Annotated in this window: 24 protein-coding genes; 12 read left to right on the top strand and 12 right to left on the bottom strand. The window is 67.9% G+C overall.

The features are described 5' to 3' along the window. Positions 1–45: 45 nt before the first annotated feature. Positions 46–1,056 (bottom strand): LacI family DNA-binding transcriptional regulator, encoded by a 1,011-nt coding sequence (locus tag FNH24_RS21955; protein WP_152364384.1) that lies wholly within the window; start codon positions 1,054–1,056, stop codon positions 46–48. Between the two features lie 2 nt (positions 1,057–1,058). Continuing rightward, positions 1,059–2,693, bottom strand: coding sequence for an extracellular solute-binding protein (locus FNH24_RS21960; protein ID WP_152364385.1), 1,635 nt, complete (start codon positions 2,691–2,693; stop codon positions 1,059–1,061). A gap of 170 nt (positions 2,694–2,863) precedes the next feature. Here FNH24_RS21960 and nhaA point away from each other — a divergent pair, with 170 nt between their 5' ends. Together nhaA and FNH24_RS21970 are read left to right on the top strand one after the other, a co-directional pair. Next, a complete protein-coding gene (nhaA, locus tag FNH24_RS21965; protein ID WP_246187016.1) occupies positions 2,864–4,837 on the top strand; it encodes a Na+/H+ antiporter NhaA in 1,974 nt (657 codons plus the stop codon). Between the two features lie 99 nt (positions 4,838–4,936). After that, the gene (locus FNH24_RS21970) at positions 4,937–5,536 is read left to right on the top strand and encodes a hypothetical protein (protein ID WP_217428414.1); all 600 of its coding nucleotides are present in this window, start codon (positions 4,937–4,939) and stop codon (positions 5,534–5,536) included. On the opposite strand, the gene FNH24_RS21975 is transcribed toward FNH24_RS21970, so the two are convergent. From FNH24_RS21975 to valS, 8 genes are all read right to left on the bottom strand, one after another. Continuing rightward, positions 5,520–5,948, bottom strand: coding sequence for a cupin domain-containing protein (locus tag FNH24_RS21975; protein WP_152364386.1), 429 nt, complete (start codon positions 5,946–5,948; stop codon positions 5,520–5,522). The two genes, FNH24_RS21970 and FNH24_RS21975, sit on opposite strands and share 17 nt — an antisense overlap. Beyond that, a complete protein-coding gene (locus FNH24_RS31570) occupies positions 5,945–6,082 on the bottom strand; it encodes a hypothetical protein (RefSeq protein ID WP_161606258.1) in 138 nt (45 codons plus the stop codon). Before FNH24_RS31570 ends, FNH24_RS21975 begins: the two co-directional genes overlap by 4 nt. A gap of 37 nt (positions 6,083–6,119) precedes the next feature. Continuing rightward, positions 6,120–6,470, bottom strand: coding sequence for an ArsR/SmtB family transcription factor (locus FNH24_RS21980; protein ID WP_152364387.1), 351 nt, complete (start codon positions 6,468–6,470; stop codon positions 6,120–6,122). Between the two features lie 32 nt (positions 6,471–6,502). Then, positions 6,503–6,934, bottom strand: a complete 432-nt coding sequence (locus FNH24_RS21985; protein WP_152364388.1) for a hypothetical protein — start codon at positions 6,932–6,934, stop codon at positions 6,503–6,505. A 97-nt stretch (positions 6,935–7,031) separates the two neighbouring features. Then, the gene (locus FNH24_RS21990; protein WP_152364389.1) at positions 7,032–8,405 is read right to left on the bottom strand and encodes an ABC transporter substrate-binding protein; all 1,374 of its coding nucleotides are present in this window, start codon (positions 8,403–8,405) and stop codon (positions 7,032–7,034) included. 29 nt (positions 8,406–8,434) lie between these two features. Then, entirely contained in the window at positions 8,435–9,259 is an 825-nt protein-coding gene (locus FNH24_RS21995) for a carbohydrate ABC transporter permease (RefSeq protein ID WP_152364390.1), read from the bottom strand. Then, complete coding sequence (locus FNH24_RS22000) at positions 9,256–10,215, bottom strand: carbohydrate ABC transporter permease (protein ID WP_217428416.1); 960 nt, start codon at positions 10,213–10,215, stop codon at positions 9,256–9,258. Before FNH24_RS22000 ends, FNH24_RS21995 begins: the two co-directional genes overlap by 4 nt. A 185-nt stretch (positions 10,216–10,400) precedes the next feature. Further along, positions 10,401–13,001, bottom strand: a complete 2,601-nt coding sequence (gene valS, locus FNH24_RS22005; protein ID WP_152364392.1) for a valine--tRNA ligase — start codon at positions 12,999–13,001, stop codon at positions 10,401–10,403. A gap of 544 nt (positions 13,002–13,545) precedes the next feature. On the opposite strand from valS, the gene FNH24_RS22010 reads away from it, so the two are divergent. Continuing rightward, positions 13,546–14,076, top strand: a complete 531-nt coding sequence (locus FNH24_RS22010; RefSeq protein WP_152364393.1) for a hypothetical protein — start codon at positions 13,546–13,548, stop codon at positions 14,074–14,076. Positions 14,077–14,360: 284 nt separating this feature from the next. Continuing rightward, the gene (locus tag FNH24_RS22015) at positions 14,361–14,936 is read left to right on the top strand and encodes a hypothetical protein (protein WP_152364394.1); all 576 of its coding nucleotides are present in this window, start codon (positions 14,361–14,363) and stop codon (positions 14,934–14,936) included. Positions 14,937–14,976: 40 nt separating this feature from the next. Here the strand turns inward: FNH24_RS22015 and FNH24_RS22020 are convergent, their stop codons facing one another. Continuing rightward, on the bottom strand, positions 14,977–15,738 hold the full coding sequence (locus FNH24_RS22020; protein ID WP_152364395.1) for an SDR family NAD(P)-dependent oxidoreductase: 762 nt from the start codon (positions 15,736–15,738) through the stop codon (positions 14,977–14,979). 254 nt (positions 15,739–15,992) lie between these two features. Between FNH24_RS22020 and FNH24_RS22025 the strand changes: the two genes are divergently transcribed. From FNH24_RS22025 to FNH24_RS22035, 3 genes are read left to right on the top strand one after another with little or no spacing between them, the layout of a single operon-like run. Further along, complete coding sequence (locus FNH24_RS22025; RefSeq protein WP_170304525.1) at positions 15,993–16,244, top strand: hypothetical protein; 252 nt, start codon at positions 15,993–15,995, stop codon at positions 16,242–16,244. After that, positions 16,241–16,795 (top strand): hypothetical protein, encoded by a 555-nt coding sequence (locus tag FNH24_RS22030; RefSeq protein WP_152364396.1) that lies wholly within the window; start codon positions 16,241–16,243, stop codon positions 16,793–16,795. The genes FNH24_RS22025 and FNH24_RS22030 overlap by 4 nt, the downstream gene beginning before the upstream one ends. Continuing rightward, positions 16,785–17,390 (top strand): TetR/AcrR family transcriptional regulator, encoded by a 606-nt coding sequence (locus FNH24_RS22035; RefSeq protein WP_161606259.1) that lies wholly within the window; start codon positions 16,785–16,787, stop codon positions 17,388–17,390. Before FNH24_RS22030 ends, FNH24_RS22035 begins: the two co-directional genes overlap by 11 nt. A gap of 39 nt (positions 17,391–17,429) precedes the next feature. Here the strand turns inward: FNH24_RS22035 and FNH24_RS22040 are convergent, their stop codons facing one another. Then, a complete protein-coding gene (locus FNH24_RS22040) occupies positions 17,430–17,882 on the bottom strand; it encodes an HIT family protein (protein WP_152364398.1) in 453 nt (150 codons plus the stop codon). 40 nt (positions 17,883–17,922) lie between these two features. On the opposite strand from FNH24_RS22040, the gene FNH24_RS22045 reads away from it, so the two are divergent. The 5 genes from FNH24_RS22045 (at position 17,923) to FNH24_RS22065 (ending at position 21,460) form a co-directional block, all read left to right on the top strand. Next, positions 17,923–19,443, top strand: a complete 1,521-nt coding sequence (locus FNH24_RS22045; RefSeq protein WP_152364399.1) for a bifunctional folylpolyglutamate synthase/dihydrofolate synthase — start codon at positions 17,923–17,925, stop codon at positions 19,441–19,443. Continuing rightward, entirely contained in the window at positions 19,440–19,805 is a 366-nt protein-coding gene (locus FNH24_RS22050; RefSeq protein ID WP_246187017.1) for a DUF4233 domain-containing protein, read from the top strand. Before FNH24_RS22045 ends, FNH24_RS22050 begins: the two co-directional genes overlap by 4 nt. Before the next feature lie 33 nt (positions 19,806–19,838). Next, a complete protein-coding gene (gene ndk / locus FNH24_RS22055) occupies positions 19,839–20,279 on the top strand; it encodes a nucleoside-diphosphate kinase (protein WP_246187018.1) in 441 nt (146 codons plus the stop codon). A 13-nt stretch (positions 20,280–20,292) separates the two neighbouring features. Next, on the top strand, positions 20,293–20,682 hold the full coding sequence (locus FNH24_RS22060) for a hypothetical protein (RefSeq protein WP_152364400.1): 390 nt from the start codon (positions 20,293–20,295) through the stop codon (positions 20,680–20,682). A 217-nt stretch (positions 20,683–20,899) separates the two neighbouring features. Further along, entirely contained in the window at positions 20,900–21,460 is a 561-nt protein-coding gene (locus FNH24_RS22065; protein ID WP_152364401.1) for a hypothetical protein, read from the top strand. Position 21,461 lies beyond the last annotated feature (1 nt).

Raw genomic sequence — 21,461 nt, forward strand, 5'->3', positions numbered from 1 at the left:
GATCGCCGGCCCGGACTCCCGGCCGAGCCCAAACGGCGGACCGAGTCACGGTCCGCGGGTGCTCGCGCGCTCGACGACCCGCCACTCGACCTGCCGGTGCCGGCCGGCACCGGTGAATCCGTTCATCCGGTCGATCAGCAGTTCGACGGCGGTCTCGGCGGTCCCGGCCTTGTCGGTGGCCAGGGTGGTCAGCGACGGGGTGAGGTGGCGGCTGATCTGCAGGTCGTCCCAGCCGGCGACCGCGACCTGCTCGGGGATCGAGACCCCGTGATCATGCAGGGCATGGATGGCGCCCGCTGCGAGCAGGTCGTCGCGACAGAACAACGCGTCGAACCGCGTCCCGCCGGCCAGGGCCGCGGCGACGACGCGGTAGCCGCCGTCCGCGCTGAGCCCGTCCAGCAACAGTTCGCGGCTCGGGTCGTGCGGCAGACCGGCCGCGGCCAACGCCTGTCGGTAGCCGGTCAACCGTTGCCGGCTGGTCTCGCCCATCGGTTCTCGTTGCCGGCCGAGGAAGGCGATCGACCGACGCCCGCCGCGAATCAGATGTTCGGTCATCGCTGCCGCCGCCGCGACGTTGTCGACGCCGACGTGGTCGATCGCCGTCGGCCGGATGGCCTCGCCGAGCAGCACCAGCGGAAAGTCCGGCTGGAGGTTCGCAAGATCATCGGCGGTCAGCCGGACCGGATGGAAGATCACGCCGTCCACCAAACCGCGATCGCGATTCTGCAACACGGCCCGCTCCGGCTCGGTCCGCGGCGTGAGCTGCTCGACGACCACCCGCTGGCCGTGGGCCTGGGCGGCGATCTGGAGGGCCCGAGCGATCTCGCCGAAGTAGGGCACGTCGGTGGTCCAGACGACGACCGCGATCGTGCCGGTCCGCCCGGTGGCCAGCCGGCGGGCCGAGGCGTTGGGCCGGTAGCCGAGGGCGTCGATCGCCGACTGCACCCGCTGCCTGGTGTCCGGCCGGACATGTCGATAGCCGTTGACGACGTTGGAGACGGTCTTCATCGACACCCCGGCGTGGCGGGCGACGTCGATCAATCGCGGCGCCGCCATGATCAGCCGGCGGCTTGACGGGCCTCGGCCAGCTCGTCGCGGATCTGGTCCCCGCCGCCGCTCTTCCACTTCTTGACCTCTTCGGACCAGGCGGAGACCGGCCGCCGACCCTGGATGATCTCCTCGACGATGTCGTTGACGCCCTTGTTGATCTGGGCTCCCTTCCGGGAATCGGTCTCGGAGTAGAGGCCGGCGACCGGGTTGGTCTGCGCGGTCGGAATGATCTTGGACTGCGCGTCGTACATCGCCTGGGTGCCCCCTTCCTGGGTGGGCACGAAGAGTGCATAGGGTGCGGCGGCCTGGTACCCCAGCTCGAGTCGGGTCTCGCTCTTGCCCTTGTCGGTCAGCACCGGGTTGCCGTTCTGCCGCTGATGGTGGACGCCTTCCAGGCCGTACTTGACGAACAGGTGCTCCTTCGTGCCGAACGGCGCGGCCAGGTAGTCGAGGTAGCTCAAGATCGTTTCGATCCGGGATTCGGAGTTCTTGTTGATCGACACGGTGTGCAGGGTCGGCCCGCCCATCCAGGCCCGACCCGGCCCGGATCCGTCGTGCAGCGGCACCGGAAGGATCCTGAAGGTGCCGCGGCCACCGGGCAGCGCCTCGACCAGGCCGGGCCAGCCGCTGAAGGTGTCTACGGCCAGCGGGCAGGTCCCGTTGCCGAACCTGATCTTGTGGTCGGTGTTCTGGCCACCGAAGCCGTCCGGGTTGATGTGCTTCGCCTGCCACAGCTTCCGCACCGCCTCGAGCGCGGGCTCGTGCCCCGGATGTTCGTTGGCGCTGACCAGGTTGTCGCCATCGAGGGACCAGGCGTTCGGGACGCCGAACATCTGCCGTACGTAGACGGTCGGCGCGACCGTGAGGGCCCACCGGTTCCGGCGCGGGTCGGTCAGCTGCCCGCACAGCTCGACGAAGTCGTCGAGCGACCGGGGATCGCCGGTCAACCCCATCGGTTCGAGAATGTCGGCCCGGGAATACAACACCTGGGTGGAGATGGGGCCACGGGGGATCGGGATTCCGTACAGCTGACCGCCGACCAGGCCGGCGCGCCAACTGGCCGTCTGGATGTTGGCCAGGTGCGGATACTTCTTGATCTTGTCCCCGGCCAGCAGCGGCGTCAGCTCGACCGCGGTCGCCGCGAGCAGTTGCGCCCGCTGCGCCACCGAGGCGACCTGAAAGATGTCGGGCAGCCGGTTGCCCGCCACCACCGTCGCGAACTTGTCTCCGTAATCCTCGACCGGAGTCAGGCTGATCTCGATCGGTGACCCGACGGCCTCATTCAGCCGCTGCCAGAAGACGTTGTTGTTGAGTCCCGGCGGGATGGGCTGGGTCGTGCCGGTCATGACCGTGATCGGTTGCCCGTCACCGGGTGGTTCCGTGACCGCCTGGATCGGGCCTTCGGGATAGCTGAGGAAGCCGTCGTCGATGCCTTGCTCCGCACCGGACAAATCCGGCTTCACTCCTTCGTAGCGAACGTGGGTCGGCAGCGACGTCTTGCCGTCACCGCCGGCGTCCGGCTGTGGCGCCCCGCCGCGGCCCTCGTTGCTGCACGCAGTGGCGGCCAGGCCGACCGCGCCGACGGCCAGCCCGCCGCCGATCAGGGACCGGCGGCTCAGCACCGAGTCGTGGGAACGCTGCATGGGTCGGCTCCTTGGTCGGGCTGCGGCGCCACCTGCGAGATCACGCCTCGGATCCTCAGGTTTACAGCGCTGCAAATGTCTGTCAACCGGTTGCCGCGGGCTTGCCGGATCCGTCGTGGCGTCTCGTCGTAGGCTCTGCTCGTGGGAAATCGGCGGCCGGCGAGGACCGGGTGAGCGCGCGGGTCGAGCCGGGGACGCCGGGTAGATCACTGGACCAGGGACCGCCGGAGCCGGCGCTGCTCCGGCTGGAGCACGGCCTGTTCCGGTTCTCCTACAACGAGCCGCGCAGCGCCGCCCTGCTGCTGGTCGCGACGGTGCTGGCGCTGATCTGGGCCAACCTGCCGGGCGGGACGTATCAGGCGTTCTGGCACACCGAGCTCGGGCTCTCGCTCGGCGACGTCGAGTTCTCGATGGACCTCAAGCACTGGGTCAACGACGGGCTGATGGCGTTCTTCTTCTTCGCCGTCGGGCTGGAGGTGAAGCGGGAGCTGGCGATCGGTGAGCTGACCGACCGGTCCCGGGCGGTGGTGCCGGTGCTGGCCGCGATGGCCGGGCTGGCGCTGCCGGCAGTGATCTTCCTGATCATGAACGCGTCGGGGCCCGGGGCGGGGGCCTGGGGTGTCGTGGTGTCGACCGACACCGCCTTCGTGCTCGGCGTGCTGGCCCTGGTCGGCCCGCGCCGGGCGGCCCGACTGCGGCTGTTCATCCTGGCGCTGGCGATCACCGACGACATCGGTGCGCTGTTGATCATCGCGTTCTTCTACACCGAGTCGATCAACCTCGCGGCACTGTTTGCGGCCCTGGTCGGATTCGGGCTGATCCTCGGGCTGCGCCGGCTGCGGGTCGCGCGCGGCGCCGGCTACTTCGTCGTCGGCATCGCGACCTGGGTGGCGATGTATCTGTCCGGCGTGCACCCGACGCTGGCCGGCGTGGTGATCGCCCTGCTGTTGCCGGTGTTCCCGCCGAAACGTCAGGCGGTCGAGCGGGCCGCCCAGCTGGCGCGGGCTTTCCGGCAGTCGCCGAACGCCAAGTACGAGCGGGCCGCCCGAGTCGGGCTGACCACCGCCGTCTCGGTGAACGAGCGGCTGCAGATCGCGTTCCACCCGCCGAACGCGCTGGTGATCATTCCGCTGTTCGCGCTGGCCAACGCCGGCGTCACGCTGCGGCCGGAGATGCTGGCCGCGGCCTACGGATCCTGGCTGACCTGGGGGATCGTGGCCGGGCTGGTGGTCGGCAAACTGGTCGGCATCGCCGGTGCCGGCGCGATCATCACCCGGCTCAGACCGCGGGCGTTGCCGCCGGGTCTGACCCTGCCGCAGCTCGTCGGCGGAGCCGCGCTGTCGGGGATCGGCTTCACCATCTCGCTGTTCATCGTCGATCTGGCGCTGACCGACCCGGTGTTGCAGGACCAGGCCCGGGTCGGCGTGTTCACCGCCTCCTTGATCGCCGCCGGGCTCGGGGCACTGATCTTCTTCGCCATCCGCGGCCAGACCCGCGATCTGGGTCCGCCGCTGGAGCTGCTCCGGCCGGTCGATCCCGAACGTGATCACATCCGTGGCCGGGTCGACGCGCCGTACACCTTGATCGAGTACGGCGACTTCGAGTGCCCGTTCTGTTCCCGGGCGACCGGGTCGATCCGCGAGGTCCGGGAGTTCTTCGGCGACGACCTGCGCTACGTGTTTCGGCACCTACCGATCGAACATGATCATCCGCGAGCCTTCCAGGCCGCGTTGGCCAGTGAGGCGGCCGCGGAGCAGGGCAAGTTCTGGGAGCTGCACGACCTGCTGTTCGCGAACAGCGACGCTCTGGAGCCGGAGCAGTTGCGTGGCTATGCCGAGCAGTTGGAGCTCGACCTCGAGGCGTACGACGAGGCGTTGCGGACCCGGGCCCATGCCGCCCGGGTCACCGACGATCTGATCGACGCCGAGACGTCGGAACTCACCGGGACGCCGGCCTTCTACATCGGCGAGGAACGGCTGATCGGGCCCTACGACGCGGCCCGGCTGATCTGGGAACTGGCCGAGTCGCGGGAGGCTCCTCCCGGCGCCGTCGAGGCGCCACCCGAGCCGGATCCGGAGCCGGCGGGTCGAGCGGACACTGCGGCCGAGTCGGAGAAGTCGGAGGAGAAGCCGGCCGGGTCGTGATCCTAGTGTCCCTGGCGGGGGACACTAGGTGCGGACCGCACGGATTCCGGTGACACCACGCACCCTGCGCCGGCGTCCGACCCGGGTCAGGGTTGTCCCATGAACACCAAGATCTCCGACACCCCGACCCATGATCATCGGACCCCGACCGTGCTGAGCCGGGTGCTGGCCCGCTGGCCGAGCGTGGTCGGGCTGGCCGCTCTCGTCGCGACCTCCGCCGACGGCGTCGATGCCCACATCACCGCAACCGTGATCATGGGCGCGGCCCTGTGTTACCTCGCCGCCGCCGCCGTCGGCTGGCGTCCCGCCGGCTGGATCGCGATCCCGGTGGTCTTCGGCCTACTGCTGGCGGCGATGGCCATCCCGGCCGTGGACGCGATCGTGATGTTGCTGGTCCTGGCGGTGCTCCTGGTCGTGGTCGGCCTGATCCGACTGCCCCGATCGGGCTGGCGCGAGCTCGGTCTGCAGGCCGCCGGCTTCGCCGGCTTCACCGCGTTGGGACTGACCGCGATGATGGTGACCCCGGTGCTCGCCGCCCACCTGGCCGCGCTGGCGGCGATCGGCCACGGCGTCTGGGACCTGGTGCACCACCGCCGGGACAAGGTGGTCAACCGGTCACTGACCGAAACCTGCATGGTGCTCGACTTCGGTCTCGGCGCGGTGACCTTGATCATCACCTGGATCACTCTCGCCGGCTGACCGACTCCGGCGGGACCAGTTCGGAGTCGTACGCGGCGAAGATCTCCGGCATGCTCCGGCCCTGCTGCCGCTCCGGGTTGTGCAGCACCGCGATCAGCTCCCTGATCTTGGGCGTCATGATCAACAGATAGCGGGCAACGGTGGGGCCGGCGTTCCAGTAGGTGTGCACGACGCCCGCCTTGGCCAGCGCCGCCCCACCCGCCGGGACGTCGAACTCCCTGCCGTCGAAGGAGAATCCGAGGCTGCCGTCGAGCACGTACCAGGCCTCGTCGTCGCCGTTGTGGACGTGCAGCGGCGCCACCGGCTCGGGCTGCCCGCTCCGGGACACCGGTTGGGTCCACTCGGCCACGACGAAGTCGGAACCGGCATCGAGCTCCTGCGCCGCGAGGGCGGGGCGGATGAGGTCACTCATCGCTCGTCCTCCGCCCCGAACGCCTCGGCGTAGAAGGCGAGTGCTTCGGCGGCTCCGTTGACGGCGAGGTAGGGGACCACCTTCTCCGGGGTCGACGGAGACCGTCCCGGCGGGATCGTGGGCTGATCGGTCATGATCATGGTCCTTTCGTGGCAGCGCGGGGCCGCGCGGTCAGGGTTGGCTCGGGGCTCGTCCGGCGCCGCCCTCGACGTGCCGCTTGAAGGAGGCGAGGTTGGCCTGCCAGTGCGCCTGGACCTGATCGAGCCAGGCCTGGCAGCCGACCAGCCCCTCGGGGTTGAGCGAGAAGACGCGGACCCGGGCGTCGTCGCGATTGCGCTGGTCGGTGACCAGGCCGTGCTGCAACAGCAGGCGCAGGTGCCGGCTCATCGCCGAGGGGGAGAGTCCGGTCAGCCGGGCCAACTCACCGGCCGAATGCGGTCGGGCACCGAGCAGTTCGACGACCTGGCAGCGGTGCGGATCCGACAGGGCCACGAAGGACCGGGCGACCGAACTCGTAGACACATCCGTGAATATTTCACGAGTGTGTCAACTAATCAACCCTTCGGCCACCGGGACCGGACGAGGTGGACCAAGCCAGCCGCAACGCCGGGCATCAACAGCAGCAGGACGACGAGCAGGGGCAGCGGCAGCCCGGAGGCCAGCGTCAGGCCGACCAGGCCGGCGGTGATCAGGAACCAGGACATGCCGAGGCCGGTCCGGTGCGCGGCGAAGACCAGCGCGGCGAGGGCGGCGGCCAGGAAGGCCGCGAGCAACAGGGCCCGCGGCGCGGCACAGGCCCAGCCCTGGATCGTGCAGCTCGCTGACTCGATCAGGCTGAGCCCGTAGCCGAGACCGAAGATCGCGCCGGCGATCCCGGTGCTCAGGTAGGCCCGCGCCAAGGGTCCGACGACGGGATGTGGCCGGGAGGACGTACGCCGCTCGGAGCGCGTCGGGGTGGTGACGGTACCGATCGTTGCTTCAGCCATGCTCCCAGCCTGAGTCGGCGGCGGTCGGAAATCGTCTGGCCGCGGTGCAGCCGTCCGGCCCGGTCCTCAGACCGCGGCACGAGGACCGGGTCCGACCTCAGGTGGTGACCACCCGCTCCAGGTCCTCCCGGTTGTCGGCCATGATCTCCTCGAGCCGCGGCCGGATCCCGCTCAGCGCCTCGGCCGCGGGCACGTTGTCGCCGTACACCTTCGTCATGGCTCGGCTGATCTCGTCCGTACCGGCCTGGAACCAGGAGATCCGGTCGGCGGTCCTGGCGTTGGGCAGCTGTTCCAGGGCGACGCCGAAGTTGGGGTTCTCGGCGACCAGCTCCTTGACCGTCTTCGTCTCCCGGGCCGCCTTGACGATCGGCACGTAGCCGGTGCTGGCGTGCCAGTAGGCGGCGATCTCCGGAGTGGCGAGGAACTTGAACAGTTCGGCCGCCGCGTCCTGCCGGTCCTTGGAGTCGGCCTTGACGATCGACAGCCCGGAGCCGCCGGTGGGCACCTGGGTCCGCTCGGATTCCTTGCCCAGCATGAAAGCCACGCCGATGTCGAACTTCGCGGCCTGCATCGCGCCGCGCAGCGAAGCGGTCGAGCCATGGCAGCAGGCGGCGAGGCCGGTGGTGTAGTCGGTCATCGCCTCCTTGGCCAGATAGCCGAACTTCCGCCGGTGGATGAAGTCGCGCTGCCAGTCCAGCCAGGCCACGCCGGGCTCCTGGTCGATGGTGATCTCGTACTCCTTCGAGAACGCCCCGCCCCAGGCCCAGATCTGGGCCTGGCCGAACCAGTTGTCGGCCGAGCCGAACGCCATCGCCTGCAGCGGTTTGCCGCTGACCGTGATCTTGGCAAGCTCCGGTGCGTAATCGGCCAGGTCGTCCCAGGTCCTCGGTCCCTCCGCCGGCAGCCCGACCTGCCGGAACACCTCGCGATTGAAGTAGAACAAGGGATTCGAGCGGGCGAACGGGACGACGTAGGTCTTGCCGGCCGCGACGCCCTCGCCGACGTAGTTGTCCAGATAGACGTCCAGCGACCAGTCGGCGGTGAAGTACGGATCGAGCTCGGCGAAGACGCCGGAGAAGTAGAACTGCAGCCACTGCAACTCCGGGAAGCAGACCACGTCCGGCACCTGCCGGGCCTGCAGCGCGGCGGTCAGCTTCTGGTTCAGGGTCTGGTAGTTCAGCTGCGATTCGGAGACGGCGACGATGTCGGTCTGCGACTCGTTGAATCGGCGCAGCATCTCGTTGATCGCGTCCTGTGGTCCGGCCGTCCAGGGCGACCAGAACAGCACCGGTGTGCGGCCCTGGTATTCCTGCGGGACCTGCAGATCCGCCTGCCGATAGGCGTTGTTGACCGTGCCCTCGGTGCTCGCGCCGGGCGCTCCGCAGCCGGCCAGGGCGGCGGCCGCGCCGGTCAGGCCGAGCACGGACAACATCGCCCGGCGGGAGTGGGTGGGCAGGGTGGACTCTGTCATGATCGACTCCGATTTCTTGGTGGGTACGGTCAGCGCAGCGCGCCGGCGGCGAGACCGCCGACGATGCGGCGCTGGGCCAGGAAGAAGATGATCAACATCGGTAGCGCGGTGATCACGGTGCCGGCCATCACGGCACCCCAGTTGTTGTAGCCCTCCTCGGACCGGAGGAACATCAGCCCGATCGGCAGCGTGCGCATGGTGACCGTGTTGGTGGCGATCAACGGCCAGACGAAGTCGTTCCACTTTCCGATCAGGATGATCAGGGTCGCGGTGATGATCATCGGCCGGGACAGCGGCAGCACCAGCTGGATCAGCCGGTGCACGTGGCCGGCTCCGTCCAGCGTCATCGCGTCCACCAGCTCGGCCGAGATCCGGCGCATCTGCTGCAGCAGCAGGAACATCGCGAACGCGGTGCCGATGCCAGGCAGGATCAGCCCCTGATAAGTGTTGATCCAACCGAGATTGCCGATCGTGATGTAGTTGACCAGCAGCGTGACGTGCCCGGGCAGCATCAACGATCCCAGCATCAGCAGCAGGATCGGCCGCTTCCAGCGGAACGGCACGAAGGCGAAGGCGTACGCACTCATGATCGCCAGCAACAGCTCCAGCGTCGTGCCGACCGTGGTGGTGATCACCGAGTTGAGCAGGAACCGGTCGAACGGCGCGGCGGTCCAGGCCTCGACGAAGTTCTCCCAGCGGGGCAGTGCCGGGAACCAGGTGACCGGAAAGGTGTAGATCTCCTCCGGTGCCTTGAGCGAAGTGCTGAACAGCCAGTAGAGCGGGATCGCGAAGACGGCGAACGTGATCACCAGCAACGGATAGAGCAGGATCGGGCGGAGCACCTGGGTCTTCACTGGTAGTGCACCGACCGATCGCCGATCCGGAGCTGGATGATCGTCAGCACCAGCAGCAGAAGGAACATCAGGGTGGCGGAGGCGGCCGAGGCTCCGACGTCGAACTCGCGGAAGGCGTCGGCGTAGATCAGCCAGCTCAGCGTGGTGCTGGAGTCACCCGGCCCGCCCTCGGTCAGGGTGGCGATGATGTCGAAGGCCTGGGCGGCACCGATCAGCCCGGTGATCGACAGGAACAGGGTGGCGGGGGAGAGCAGCGGCAGGGTGAGATGGCGATGCAGCCGCCAGCCGGTGGCGCCGTCCAGCGCTGCGGCCTCGTACACGTCCTTCGGCAAGTCCAGGATCGCGGTGTAGTAAATGATCGTCACGAACCCGAGCCGCTGCCACAGGTAGGCCACCGTGATCGCCCAGACCGACCAGTCCGAGGTCGTCGTCCAGCGCGGTGAGTCCATCCCGATCAGGTCGAAGGCGACCCGGGACAAGCCGTAGGTGGGGTCGAAGATGAACAGCCACAGCACGCCGATCGCCGCCCCGGGCAACAGATGTGGGGCGAACGCGATCGTCCGGACGATGCCGCTGAACCGGATCCGGGTGGCCAGCAGCAGCCCCATCAGGATGCCGCCGATCAGGCTCACGATCGTGCCGACGCCGGTGAAGATCGCCGTGTTGATCAACGCCGCGTGGAAGCGGGAATCGTTGATCATCGACAGGTAGTTCCGCAGCCCGACGAAGGTCGGCGTCGGATCGACCAGGTCCCACTTGGTGAAGCTCAGGTAGAAGTTGTAGATCGTCGGCCAGTAGGAGAAGACCAGGATGACGATGAGGTTCGGCGCGATCAGCGCGCCGAACAGCAAGGCGTTGCGGAGATTGCGGTTGCGGCGGGCGGGTCGCGGTGGGGGCGGCGCAGGATCGACTGGCGCGGTGACGGCCGCGCCCCGAACGGCCGTGCTCGTGCTCACGATGGTTGATCATGAACAGCGAAGGTAACGCGCTACCGCCGGGACCGTGGCTCGACCATGAACACGGCCCCACCAGCTAATCCAGTGACCGGACAAGCCGGCTGCGGTTGTTCGTTCCCTGAGCCTGTCGAAGGGCAAGCACAGTTGATCACCTTGGCCCTTCGGCAGGCTCAGGGAACGATGAGTCAGTCGGCCAGCGTGACGTCCACCCGGAGGTCGCCGGCGGACTCCTGCCAGTCGATCCCGCCGGTGATCCGGCCGACCGCGCGAAGATCGACTTCGACCGACCGGATGCGCTGCAGGGTCTCCGCCGGGGCACCGAACGCGGCGTGGCTGATCTCGGTCTTCATCGACACCTTGGCGTTCGACTTGGCGCCGCGGATGGCGATCAAGGCCGCGGCGACGTCGGCCAGCAGTCGCGGGTCTCCGTCGGCGTCGATCTCCTCGGTCGTCGGCCACGCCGCGGTGTGGATCGAACCCTGCTGCCACCAGGACCAGACCTCTTCGGTCACGAACGGCAGGATCGGCGCCAGCAGGCGCAGCATCACGTTCAGCGCCTGGTTCAGCGCGACCCGTGCGGACGCTGCCGCCTCCTCGCCGGCGGAGCCGTACGCCCGCTCCTTGACCAACTCCAGATAGTCGTCGCAGAACTGCCAGAAGAACCGTTCGGTCACCTCGAGCGCGCTGGTGTAGTCGAACGCCTCGAAGTGCTTGGTCGCGGTGCCGATCACCGACCGGAGCTCGGCCAGCATGGCCCGGTCGGCCGGCTCGGTCACCGTCGCGTCGGGACCCGGCTCGGGGTAGCCGAGGATCAGCCGGCTGGCGTTCAACACCTTCATCGCCAGCCGCCGGCCGACCTTCATCTGGGTCTCGTCGAACGGCGAATCCAGGCCCGGCCGGGCCAGCGCGGCCCGCCAGCGCACCGCGTCGGTGCCGTACTTCTCCAGGATCTCGGTCGGCACGGTGGCGTTGCCCTTGGACTTGCTCATCTTCTTGCGGTCCGGGTCGGTCACGAAGCCGCTGATCATGGACCGGATCCAGGGCAGCGAGCCGTGCTCGAAGTGCGACCTGATCACCCGGTCGAACAACCAGGTGCGGATGATGTCGTGCGCGTTGGTGTTCAGGTCCATCGGGAAGGTGAGCTCGAACAGCTCCGGGTCACGCAGCCAGCCGCAGACGATCTGCGGGGTGAGCGAGGAGGTGGCCCAGGTGTCCAACACGTCCGGGTCGGCGATGAAGCCGCCGGGCACGCCGCGCCGGGACTCGTCGAACCCGGCCGGAGTGTCGGTGCTCGGATCGACCGGCAGCGCGGATTCGTCGGCGAACAAGGGGCTTTCGTAGTCCGGCTCACCTTGATCATCGAGCCGATACCAGACCGGGAACGGCACGCCGAAGAAGCGCTGGCGGGAGATCAGCCAGTCGCCGTTGAGGCCGCCCACCCAGTCCTCGTACCGGTGCCGCATGTGGTCGGGCACCCAGGCCAGCTCCCGGCCGCGTTCCAGCAGCCGGTCCCGGAGCACGGTGTCGCGGCCACCGTTGCGGATGTACCACTGCCGGGTGGACACGATCTCCAGCGGCTTGTCGCCCTTCTCGAAGAAGTTCGCCTTGCGCTGGGTCGGCTTCGGCTCGCCGTCGAGATCACCGGACTCGCGGAGCAGCCCGACCATGGCCTCGCGGGCGCTGAAGGTGGTCTTGCCGGCGAGCTGTTCGTACGCCTCCTGGGCCGCGGCCGGGATCCACTCCGGCACCTCGGCCAGGATCCGGCCGTCCCGGCCGATGATCACCCGGGCCGGCAGCTGCAGTTCGCGCCACCAGGTCACGTCGGTCTGATCACCGAAGGTGCAACACATCACCAGGCCGGAGCCGAGATCCTTCTCCACCAGCGGGTGGGCGAGCACCGGGAGCTCGACCCCGAACACCGGGCTGGTCACCGTCTGCCCGACCAGTCCGGCGAACCGCTCGTCGTCGGGATGGGTGAGCAGCGCGGCGCAGGCCGCGATCAGTTCCGGCCGGGTGGTCTCGATATACACGGGACCCTGGGCGCTGTGGAAGGCGATCTTGTGGAACGCGCCCGGATAGTCCCGGGCCTCCACCTCGGCCTGCGCGATGGCCGACTGGAAGGTCACGTCCCAGACCGTCGGCGCCTCCGCCAGGTAGGCTTCGCCGCGGCTCACGTTGCGCAGGAACGCGCACTGGGCCACGGCGGCCGAGTCGTCGGAGATCGTCGTGTAAAGCGTCGACCAGTCCACACTCAGCCCGACCTGGCGCCACAGGTCCTCGAACGCCTTCTCGTCCACCTGGGTCAGCTCGTGGCACAGCTCGACGAAATTGCGCCGGCTGATCGGCACCTGACGCTTGGGATCGGGCTTGATCGGGGGAGTGAAGTCAGCCTGATAGGGCACCGTCGGGTCGCAGCGCACACCGTAGAAGTTCTGCACCCGGCGCTCGGTCGGCAGCCCGTTGTCGTCCCAGCCGATCGGATAGAACACCGACTTGCCGGTCATCCGCTGATAGCGGGCGATCACGTCGGTGTGGGTGTAGGAGAACACGTGTCCCACGTGGAGGGAGCCGGACACGGTCGGCGGCGGCGTGTCGATGCTGAACACCTGGTCCCGCCGCTCGGGCCGGACGAACGCGTAGGTCTGGTCCTGCTGCCAGCGCTCCGACCACTTGGCCTCCAGCCCTTCCAGGGCCGGTTTGTCCGGCACCGACCGTACCTGCGCGACTACCTCGGGCGCGGTGGCAGCCGGAGGAGTCGTACGAGGTTCGGTCGAGGTTTCGGTCATAACCGTTGATCCTACGGAATCCGGCCGATCGGTCGCATCCTGGTTACCGCCGGGACAGGACGTACCGTCCGGTCGCCATCGGGCTGAGCGCGGCGTCGCCAACGACCTGGTCGCCGGACTCGTTGCTGACCGCCGATCACGTTAGCAGTCCTGTCGGGTGGCGGAACGGCGCTCCGGGCCTGGTCGTGATCATCGATCCGGTGCCGAGTTGATCTTCATCGCTGATGATCGCGTCGGCCGATACGGCCTTGTATCGGATACAACGCTGCGTTGAGGCGAAGATCAACGATCACTCGTGATCAAGGGATTCACGATCTTGGTGGACCCTGTCCACGAAGTGATCATTTCTGGTCGTGTCGGCTGGACAGAGGACGGGTCGGCTTCGCTAGGGTCGCCATCAAGACAGTGGTTGGGTTCCCGTGGTGAGGCTGCAGACCGGCCCTGGGAGCAATCGTTGGGACTGTGGGTCGAACCGCCGGGAAGAGGGGCCGACCACTGGACCGGGACCGCCGATGGTCTCGGTGAATCAACCCCAAGGAGTGAGATGTCCATCCTGAAGCCGCTGGCCAAGGGCGCCGTCGCTGGGATCGCCGTCGTGGTGACCAGCTTCGCCGGAGCCTCGTACGCCAGCGCTGAGCCGTTGCCGACCGACCTGAACGGGGCGGTCGGTTCGGTGATCACGGAAGACGCCGCCGGGCAATTGACCGCCGAGCTCCAGCGGCAGTTGCAGACCGAACTGGGCGAACAGCTGAGCGCCGATGAGGCGACCCGGCTCGCTACGGCCATGGCGTCGAAGGTGTCCGGCCCGATCCAGGGAGCCGTGTCCGAGCACGGAACGCTCGATGAGGCCTCGCTGTCGGACCTCGAAGACACCCTCACCGACCTCCTGGAAGACACCCTGGGTGTCGAGGTCGATCTGTCCCTCGATCTTGATCTTGGACTCGATCTCGATCTGTTGGGTGACCTCGAGGTGCAGGGCCTGCTGGACGGGCTGCTCAGCGATGAGCTGGGCGGCGGGTTGCCGGGTGGTGGCGAGCTGCCGGTCGATGGACTGACCGGCGGCCTGCTCGGCTGATTCCGGGTCTTTCCCGGATCGGCGGCGGTGGCGTAGTCCCTATAACTGCGTTGCCGTCGCCGATCAAGACTTATGAACCTTAATTTCCGCTGATATGAGTCAATGATCGACCGACTCTCAAGCGCTGGTTGAATTACCTCTAGACAGAAAGCACTTCGGGTTCGTATCTTTATGCGTCGTAAGGCCGTGTATCACCCACTCGGGGGATTGCTCGGGGGATCGAAGGTTTGACTGCTGGTCCGGATCGCATGGCGATACCGGAGGAACTACCCCGAGGAGTGATCATGTCTATCCTGAAGCCGCTGGTTAAGGGCGTCGTGGCCGGAGCCGCCGTCCTGGCGACAACCATTGCCGGCATCGGAACTGCGAGTGCAGATACGGGCGGAATCGAGCTGACCGGTAAGAAGGGCAGCGTCACGGTGACTCGCGCCCAGGCGACGAACTATCTGGCGGACAGCATGGAGTATCAGCTGTATCGCGAATTCAGGGAGAGCGGCGCCACCCGGAATCAGGCGGCAGCGCTGGCGGACAAGATCACCGACAAGATGCGCAAGGGGATCAAGTCCGGCCTTCCGACCAAGGGCACGATGTCCACGGCCTCGGCGAGCAACCTCGAGTCGTCGATGGAGCGGTATCTGGAGCGGGTTCTTGAGGCTGACGTCTCGCTCTCCATCGACAGCGGGACCCTGACGCCGACGCTGGATCTGCCGGGCGGAGTCGACCTCGCCGGACTGATCGAGAAGGTGCTCAACCTGGTCGCCAGCCTGTTGGACTCCTTGACCGGAGCCCTGGGCGGCGTGGTGCCGATCCCGGAGCTGCCGGAACTGCCGGAGGTTCCCGAGGTCCCGGTCAGCCGCTGAGCTGACTGAACAACTCAACGATGGGATGGCGGCTATGCGGTCAGTAGACCGTGTAGCCGCCATCGATCACGATCACCGAACCGGTCATGAAGGCTGCGGCATCCGACGCGGCATAGACCACCGTCGGGGCGATCTCCTCCGGTAGCGCGTACCGCTGCTGCACCGAGTCATCGATCCACCGTGACTTGAATTCCGGCCGGTCGACCGGGGCCATGTCGGTCTTGACATAGCCGGGAGCCACGGCGTTGACCCGAATCCCGTACGGCGCCCATTCGGCAGCCAGGGACTTCGTCAACTGATGCACCGCCGCCTTGGAAGCGTTGTACGAGGCCTGCCACTGAGGCCGGTTGACGATAAGCGATGAGATCGAACCGATATTGACGATGCTGCCCCCACCGTGTTCCTTCATCCGGCGGGCCGCCGCGATCGAGGTCTTCCACAGCGCCTTGAGATTGAGATCGAGCACCAGGTCGAATTCATCCTCCGAGACGTCGAACGTCGACCGATGAATTGCGATTCCGGCATTGTTGATCAAGATATCCAGGCCGCCGAGAGCCTCGATCGAGTCGGCGACGATCCGGTCGGCGTCGGCGACGAGGTCGCCGGTCACCACCCGGACCGAATGCCCCTCCGCGCGCAGGGTTTCGGCCGCCTGCTCGTTGCGGTCGGCGTCGCGGGCGCTGATCACCACGTCGGCGCCGGCCTCGGCCAGACCGCGCGCGAAGGCGAGACCCAACCCGCGGTTGCCGCCGGTGACCAGGGCCTTACGACCGTCCAGCCGGAACGTGTCCAGCACTCCCATGCCTGTCTCCTTCTATCCGAGTACGCGATATCTGGGGGCCAACACGGCAAGGAACGAACGCGATCAGGGTCGCAGCCGAGCGGGTTGTCCTCCTCGTTGATCAACTCCTCGACTCCCCGAACGGGTGCCCCGGTCGAGCCGCGGCCGCGACCGGATTCGAGCGTAGGGTCGCCTCGGCGAGGGTGTCAACGGTCCTGGTGATCACCTGATCCGGGGGTTGCCAGCTCAATGTTAATGACCATAACGTTAGGTGCATGAGTGACCGTCGATCCAGCTCGGCTCTCCGCAGAGCGGTCCGCCTGGCGCACGTCGGGCTCGGTGCCGCGCTCGGTCTGCTGGTGTATCTGCCCGTCGCGCTGAGTGGTGGGCTGAAGATCTTCTTGATGGCCGTGGGGCTGCCGCTGGCCGTGTTGTCCGGCCTGTGGCTCTGGCAGCAGGGGCGGATCCGGCGCTGGTTCGGTCGTCGCCGGCTGCCGGCACGGACCGGAGACCGAGGTCCGTCATGATCGGGATCCCTGTTCTGGCACTGGCGCTGTTCGGCGCGCTGGGCGTCGCCGTCGGCGGTCAGGTCGCGCTCCAGGCCAGCTTCGCGCGGGTGCGCCACCCGGAGTCGTTGGCCACGGCCAATCTCACGGCCGACGCGGAGACGGTCCGTGGCTGGTATCAGCAGCTGGCGGCGCAGGGCACGCTCGATCAGATGATCATCACCGAGACCGTCGACTACCTGTGGATGGCGGGCCTCGCCGCCAGTCTGGTGCTGGTCACCTTCCTGGCGGCGGCACTGGTGCGACGCCGGCACTCGAAGGCCGCGGCCCGGTTGCACCGGCTGGCGCCGGCGATGATCGCGGCGCCGGCGCTCGATGCCGTGGAGAACGCGCTGTCGCTGATCATGCTCAGCGACCCGGTCGGGTTCCCCGATCCGCTGGCGTACGCCCACGCCGGAGTCTCCATGATCAAGGTCGTCGCGGCGATCGGTTCCGCTACCGTGGTCCCGGCCTATGCCGTGTGGGCCCTCATCCGCGGCGGAACCGGGACCGATTCAGGAAATGAGCGCTGACCGAGCCAAGTCCTATCACCACGGCTCCCTGCGGCACGCCATGATCGAGGCGGCCCTGCGGCTGATCGACGAGCACGGCGTGGACGGCTTCAGCCTGGCGCAGGCGGCCCGCGAGGCCGGGGTGAGCGTGGCGGCGCCGTACCGTCACTTCGCCAACAAGCGAGCTCTGCTGAACGAGGTCGCGATCTTCGGCTTCGATGAGCTCGGGCAGCGGCTCCGGGCCATCGACGAGGCCCGCTCGGGCGACGACGTCGCCGATCTGATCGATCTCGGTCTCGGTTACCTGGATTTCGCGGCGGACCGGCCGGCGCTGTTCGTGGTCATGTTCGTCAACCGGGGCCGCGACCCACAGTCGGTGGCTGGACTCGCGGCACTGTCGGTGCTCGGCGACGCGGTCGCCCGGGTCGCCGCCGCCGGACGGCTGGCGGTGCCGGTCGAGGTGGCCGTCCCGGCCCTGTGGTCCCAGGTGCATGGCCTGGCGATGCTGCGGCTCGGCGGGATGCGGACGATCACAGAACGGGACGATCCGAAGTCTCGCCGTGCCGTGCTCACCCCGCTGTTGCACGGCGGGATCCTTTCCGCGCGTTCAGAGTGAAGTTCGAGGAACGCCGGGGCGCCGAGGTCGGCCACCCGGCTATCGGACAGTGAGCAGGGTGCGCAACTGTCGGGCCAGGTCGTCCATCCGGTCGGCCGGCACCCACTCGGCCTCGGGCCGGCCCAGGTAGCCGAAGATGCCGGGTCCTCTGAGTTCCGCGGCGAGTTGGCGGGGCCGGGGCACCAGATGGACGTGCAGATGGGCGAACCCCTCGGCTTCGGCGAACAGCATCTGGTACGTCTTCACGCAGTCGACCAACCGGGGCAGCGCCCGGCTCAGCTCGAGCAGCAACGGTCCCAGTTCGGCAGCGGCCTCCTCGGAAAGGTCCGCGTAGCTGAGGACGTGGCGCGTCGGCAGCAGCACCAGCCAGCCCGGCAGCGCCGCGTTGAAGGCGTGGGCGACCCGCCAGTGCTCGGTGCGGATCACCTGCTCCCGGTCGGGCAGGGTGGCGGCGGCCGTGTTCGTACAGGGGAAACAGTCGGTGGCGTCCATGGTCCGGCCAGCCTAGGACGCGCCCTAGACTGTGCTGGCTATGTCACATGCCGATCTCGTCGCCACCCTCACCGCCCGCTGGCCCGAACACCGCGTCGCGCCCAGCCTGGGCCGGATCCGCGCCCTGACCGAACTGCTCGGTGATCCGCAGCGGACGTACCCGGTCATTCACGTCGCCGGGACCAACGGCAAGGGCTCGACGACGGCCATGATCGAATCCCTGCTGCGCGCGGCCGGGCTGCGGACCGGGCGGTTCTCCAGCCCGCACCTGACCAGCGTCACCGAACGGATCATGATCGACGGCCGGCCGATCGAGGAGGATCGGTTCGACGCGACCTGGGCCGACATCGAGCCGTACGTGGCGATGGTCGACGAACGGCAAATCGACGGCGTGGCGATGACGTTCTTCGAGATCATCACCGCGATGGCCTTTGCAGCGTTCGCCGACGCACCGGTCGACGTCGGGGTGATCGAGGTCGGGCTCGGCGGGTCCTGGGACGCGACGAACGTCGCCGACGGCGCTGTCGCGGTGATCACTCCGATCGATCTTGATCACACCCATCTGCTGGGCTCGACCGTGGACAAGATCGCGGTGGAGAAGGCCGGCATCATCAAGCCGGGCGCGCAGGCGATCTTCGCCGGACAACCGATGGAGGCGGCCACCGCGCTGCTGGCCCGCAGCGCAGAAGTGGGTGCGCTGGTGCAGCGCGAGGGGGTCGACTTCGGTCTGCTCTCTCGCAGCGTCGCCGTCGGTGGGCAGTTGATCAGAATCAACGCCTCCGGCGGGCCGGTCGACGACATCTTCCTGCCACTGCACGGTACGCACCAGGCGGCCAACGCGGCGCTGGCCGTCGCGGCCGTCGAGGCGTTCCTCGGCATGCGGGCCCTGGAGCCGGATGTGATCCGGGCCGGGCTGGCCGAGGTCCGGGTGCCGGGCCGGCTCGAGGTGGTCCGCCGCTCGCCGACCGTGGTGCTGGACGCCGCGCACAATCCGCACAGCGCCCGCGCTCTGGCCGCGGGAGTGAATGAGGCCTTCGCGTTCAGCCCGCTGATCGGGGTGCTGGCGGTGATGCGGGACAAGGATGCGCGCGGCCTGCTGACCGAACTGGCCGAGGTGCTGGATCGCGTCGTGGTGACCCAGGTGGCCTCGACCGACCGGGGCATGCCGGCCGATGCCCTGGCCGAGCTGGCCGGGGAGATCATCGGCGCGGACCAGGTGCAGGTCGAACCGCGGCTGGACGATGCGATCGAGGCCGCGATGGCACTGGCCGATGCCGACGAGTACGGCAACGCCGGCGTCCTGATCACCGGCTCGGTGATCGCGGTCGGCGAGGCTAGGACCCTGCTGGTCGGAGACGAGCCGTGGCCCGAGAACGGTGCCGTACCGGTGTCGGAGGACGATGATTCCGAGCCGGACGAGGACGATCTTGACGGCGAGGACGAGTGGAGTCGGGACGATCTGGACGGCTACGACTATGCGCCGCCGCAGATCCGGCGGGCGCCGGCCGAGGACCCGTTGCGGCCGCTGGTCGGCGATGAGCCGGAGGACAACGGCCGGTGAGACTCGCCGCCGACAACCCGATGCGGACCCCGCTGATGATCACCCTGATGTTCGAGGTGATCGTGTTCGGCTTGTCCATTCCGGTGATGATCTTCATCTCCGGGCTGCCCGGCGGCCTGGCCGGCGGCCTGGGTGGACTGGCCGCCGGACTGGCGCTGGTGAGTGCCGGGTTGATGCGTACACCGGCCGGCTATCCGCTCGCCTGGCTGACCCAGCTCGCCGGGATCGCGCTCGGAATCGCGACCCCGACCATGTTCGTCGTCGGCGGATTGTTCGCCGGGATCTGGCTCTTCATGTTCGTCCTCGGCCGACGGCTGGAGCGGCGGACGCCGCCCGGGAGTGCGGATCCCGCAACCGAATGAGTCGACCGGCGCCATGATCGATATGGTGCAGCCATGACTCAGACCTCGATGCCGCCGGCACCCGAACCACAGCGTTCTTTCGTTTTGATCAAGCCCGACGCGGTGCGCCGAGGACTGGTCGGCGCGGTGCTCGGCCGGCTCGAATCGAAGGGGCTGTCGATCATCGCGATGGAGCTGCGTCAGGTCGACGGTGAGCTCTCCGACCAGCACTACGCCGAGCACGTGGAGAAGTCGTTCTACCCGCCGCTGCGGACCTTCGTGACCTCAGGCCCGTCCGTGGCCCTGATCGTCGAAGGCGACGAGGCGATCGAGGTGGTCCGGCTGCTCAACGGAGCGACCGACGGACGCAAGGCCGCCCCCGGCACGATCCGCGGCGACTACTCCCTGTCCAACCGGGAGAATCTCGTGCACGGGTCGGATTCGCCCGAATCCGCAAAGCGCGAAATCGCGCTCTGGTTCCCCGCGCTGGCCTGACCTGGAGGTCACCGTGCCTGACGAGAACGTGACCGTGTCGCGGCAGGAGATCGAGGACGCGACCAACGGCGCGGCCCACAGCAACCGCCAGCAGAAGAGCTTCTATCTCTCCGCGGAACTGGTCGAACGGCTGACCGCCGCCTGCTATTGGGCCCAACGCTTCGCGGAAGCCCGGACCGCCGACGGCGGCAGCGCCTCAGCTCTCGACTACGTGCCCGATAATGCGTCGTCGTTGGCCGAGCAGGGGCTCTGGGCCGAGGTCCTGCGAATCGAGAAAGCCCTGAACGACAGCAAGCCGTTCCCGCCCGCTGAGGGCCGGCTGAAGTCCGGCCCAGGGCAACGCGGCATCGAGCGGCTCAACCAGCCCCGAGGCGCCCGCAGAACCGTCGGAGGCGGTTCCTGAGGTAGTTGTCAACAGGGTGGGACCGAGCAATCTGGTTATCCACAACTTTGTGAGCAGTCCTGGAACCTGGCCGTATCCAGATGCGATAGTGACCTGCATGGCAGGCCCAATGATGCGGCGGCCGGCGGCTGCGGACCCCCTCCCAAGCCCCTCCCGCCCTGCGCACCCCCGGCGTAGACCCCTCACCCCGGCGACTACCCTCGCCTGCCTCCTCCTCGTGGCAGCCTGCACCGGCCAGCCTCAACCCCCTCCGCAGACCACCGCACCGTCGACCCCTACGCCGGGGTCGGTCGCGTCACCGACGCCGACCGTCTCTCCAACCCCGACCTCTGACCGCGAACGCGCACTGGCTGATTCGAAACAGGCATATGTCGCACTGTGGCAGGCACGTGACCGTCTGTCGCAAGGTGGCGGCGCGGCGGAGATACCCGAATACCTGGGCAAGTACCTGACGAGAGATGGCGCCGCGCGCAGGTTTCTCGCTAAGACTGCCCGAGATGTAAGAGGTGGCGAATTCAAGCGTGAGGGATTTGCAACTCTCCGCAATTTTCGAATACTCGATCTAACGGATCTGGAGATTTCAGTTCCTGTCGCTAAGTGGAAAGCATGTGTCGATCAGTCTGAGGTCAAGATCATGAAGCAGGGGAAGCTTTTCGACCATCCGAAGTTCATTGAGGAAGAGGTCGAATTGCATTGGGATCGAAATGCAAAAAAGTGGCTGGTTGAGGCCCTTTCGTCGCGGGCTTTGACGGGCCACAATGATTGTGGCAAGGCGTAGT

The sequence above is a fragment of the Microlunatus speluncae genome (assembly GCF_009299835.1).
In the GTDB taxonomy this organism is placed as follows: Bacteria; Actinomycetota; Actinomycetes; order Propionibacteriales; family Propionibacteriaceae; genus Microlunatus; species Microlunatus speluncae.

Excerpts from the sequence above, each read along its gene's own strand:
- FNH24_RS21955 (WP_152364384.1), bottom strand. The coding sequence starts at position 1,056 with ATGGCGGCGCCGCGATTGATCGACGTCGCCCGCCACGCCGGGGTGTCG.
- FNH24_RS21960 (WP_152364385.1), bottom strand. The coding sequence starts at position 2,693 with ATGCAGCGTTCCCACGACTCGGTGCTGAGCCGCCGGTCCCTGATCGGC.
- FNH24_RS21970 (WP_217428414.1), top strand. The coding sequence starts at position 4,937 with ATGAACACCAAGATCTCCGACACCCCGACCCATGATCATCGGACCCCG.
- FNH24_RS21975 (WP_152364386.1), bottom strand. The coding sequence starts at position 5,948 with ATGAGTGACCTCATCCGCCCCGCCCTCGCGGCGCAGGAGCTCGATGCC.
- FNH24_RS31570 (WP_161606258.1), bottom strand. The coding sequence starts at position 6,082 with ATGACCGATCAGCCCACGATCCCGCCGGGACGGTCTCCGTCGACCCCG.
- FNH24_RS21985 (WP_152364388.1), bottom strand. The coding sequence starts at position 6,934 with ATGGCTGAAGCAACGATCGGTACCGTCACCACCCCGACGCGCTCCGAG.
- FNH24_RS21990 (WP_152364389.1), bottom strand. The coding sequence starts at position 8,405 with ATGACAGAGTCCACCCTGCCCACCCACTCCCGCCGGGCGATGTTGTCC.
- valS (WP_152364392.1), bottom strand. The coding sequence starts at position 13,001 with ATGACCGAAACCTCGACCGAACCTCGTACGACTCCTCCGGCTGCCACC.
- FNH24_RS22010 (WP_152364393.1), top strand. The coding sequence starts at position 13,546 with ATGTCCATCCTGAAGCCGCTGGCCAAGGGCGCCGTCGCTGGGATCGCC.
- FNH24_RS22015 (WP_152364394.1), top strand. The coding sequence starts at position 14,361 with ATGTCTATCCTGAAGCCGCTGGTTAAGGGCGTCGTGGCCGGAGCCGCC.
- FNH24_RS22020 (WP_152364395.1), bottom strand. The coding sequence starts at position 15,738 with ATGGGAGTGCTGGACACGTTCCGGCTGGACGGTCGTAAGGCCCTGGTC.
- FNH24_RS22025 (WP_170304525.1), top strand. The coding sequence starts at position 15,993 with ATGAGTGACCGTCGATCCAGCTCGGCTCTCCGCAGAGCGGTCCGCCTG.
- FNH24_RS22030 (WP_152364396.1), top strand. The coding sequence starts at position 16,241 with ATGATCGGGATCCCTGTTCTGGCACTGGCGCTGTTCGGCGCGCTGGGC.
- FNH24_RS22035 (WP_161606259.1), top strand. The coding sequence starts at position 16,785 with ATGAGCGCTGACCGAGCCAAGTCCTATCACCACGGCTCCCTGCGGCAC.
- FNH24_RS22040 (WP_152364398.1), bottom strand. The coding sequence starts at position 17,882 with ATGGACGCCACCGACTGTTTCCCCTGTACGAACACGGCCGCCGCCACC.
- FNH24_RS22045 (WP_152364399.1), top strand. The coding sequence starts at position 17,923 with ATGTCACATGCCGATCTCGTCGCCACCCTCACCGCCCGCTGGCCCGAA.
- ndk (WP_246187018.1), top strand. The coding sequence starts at position 19,839 with ATGACTCAGACCTCGATGCCGCCGGCACCCGAACCACAGCGTTCTTTC.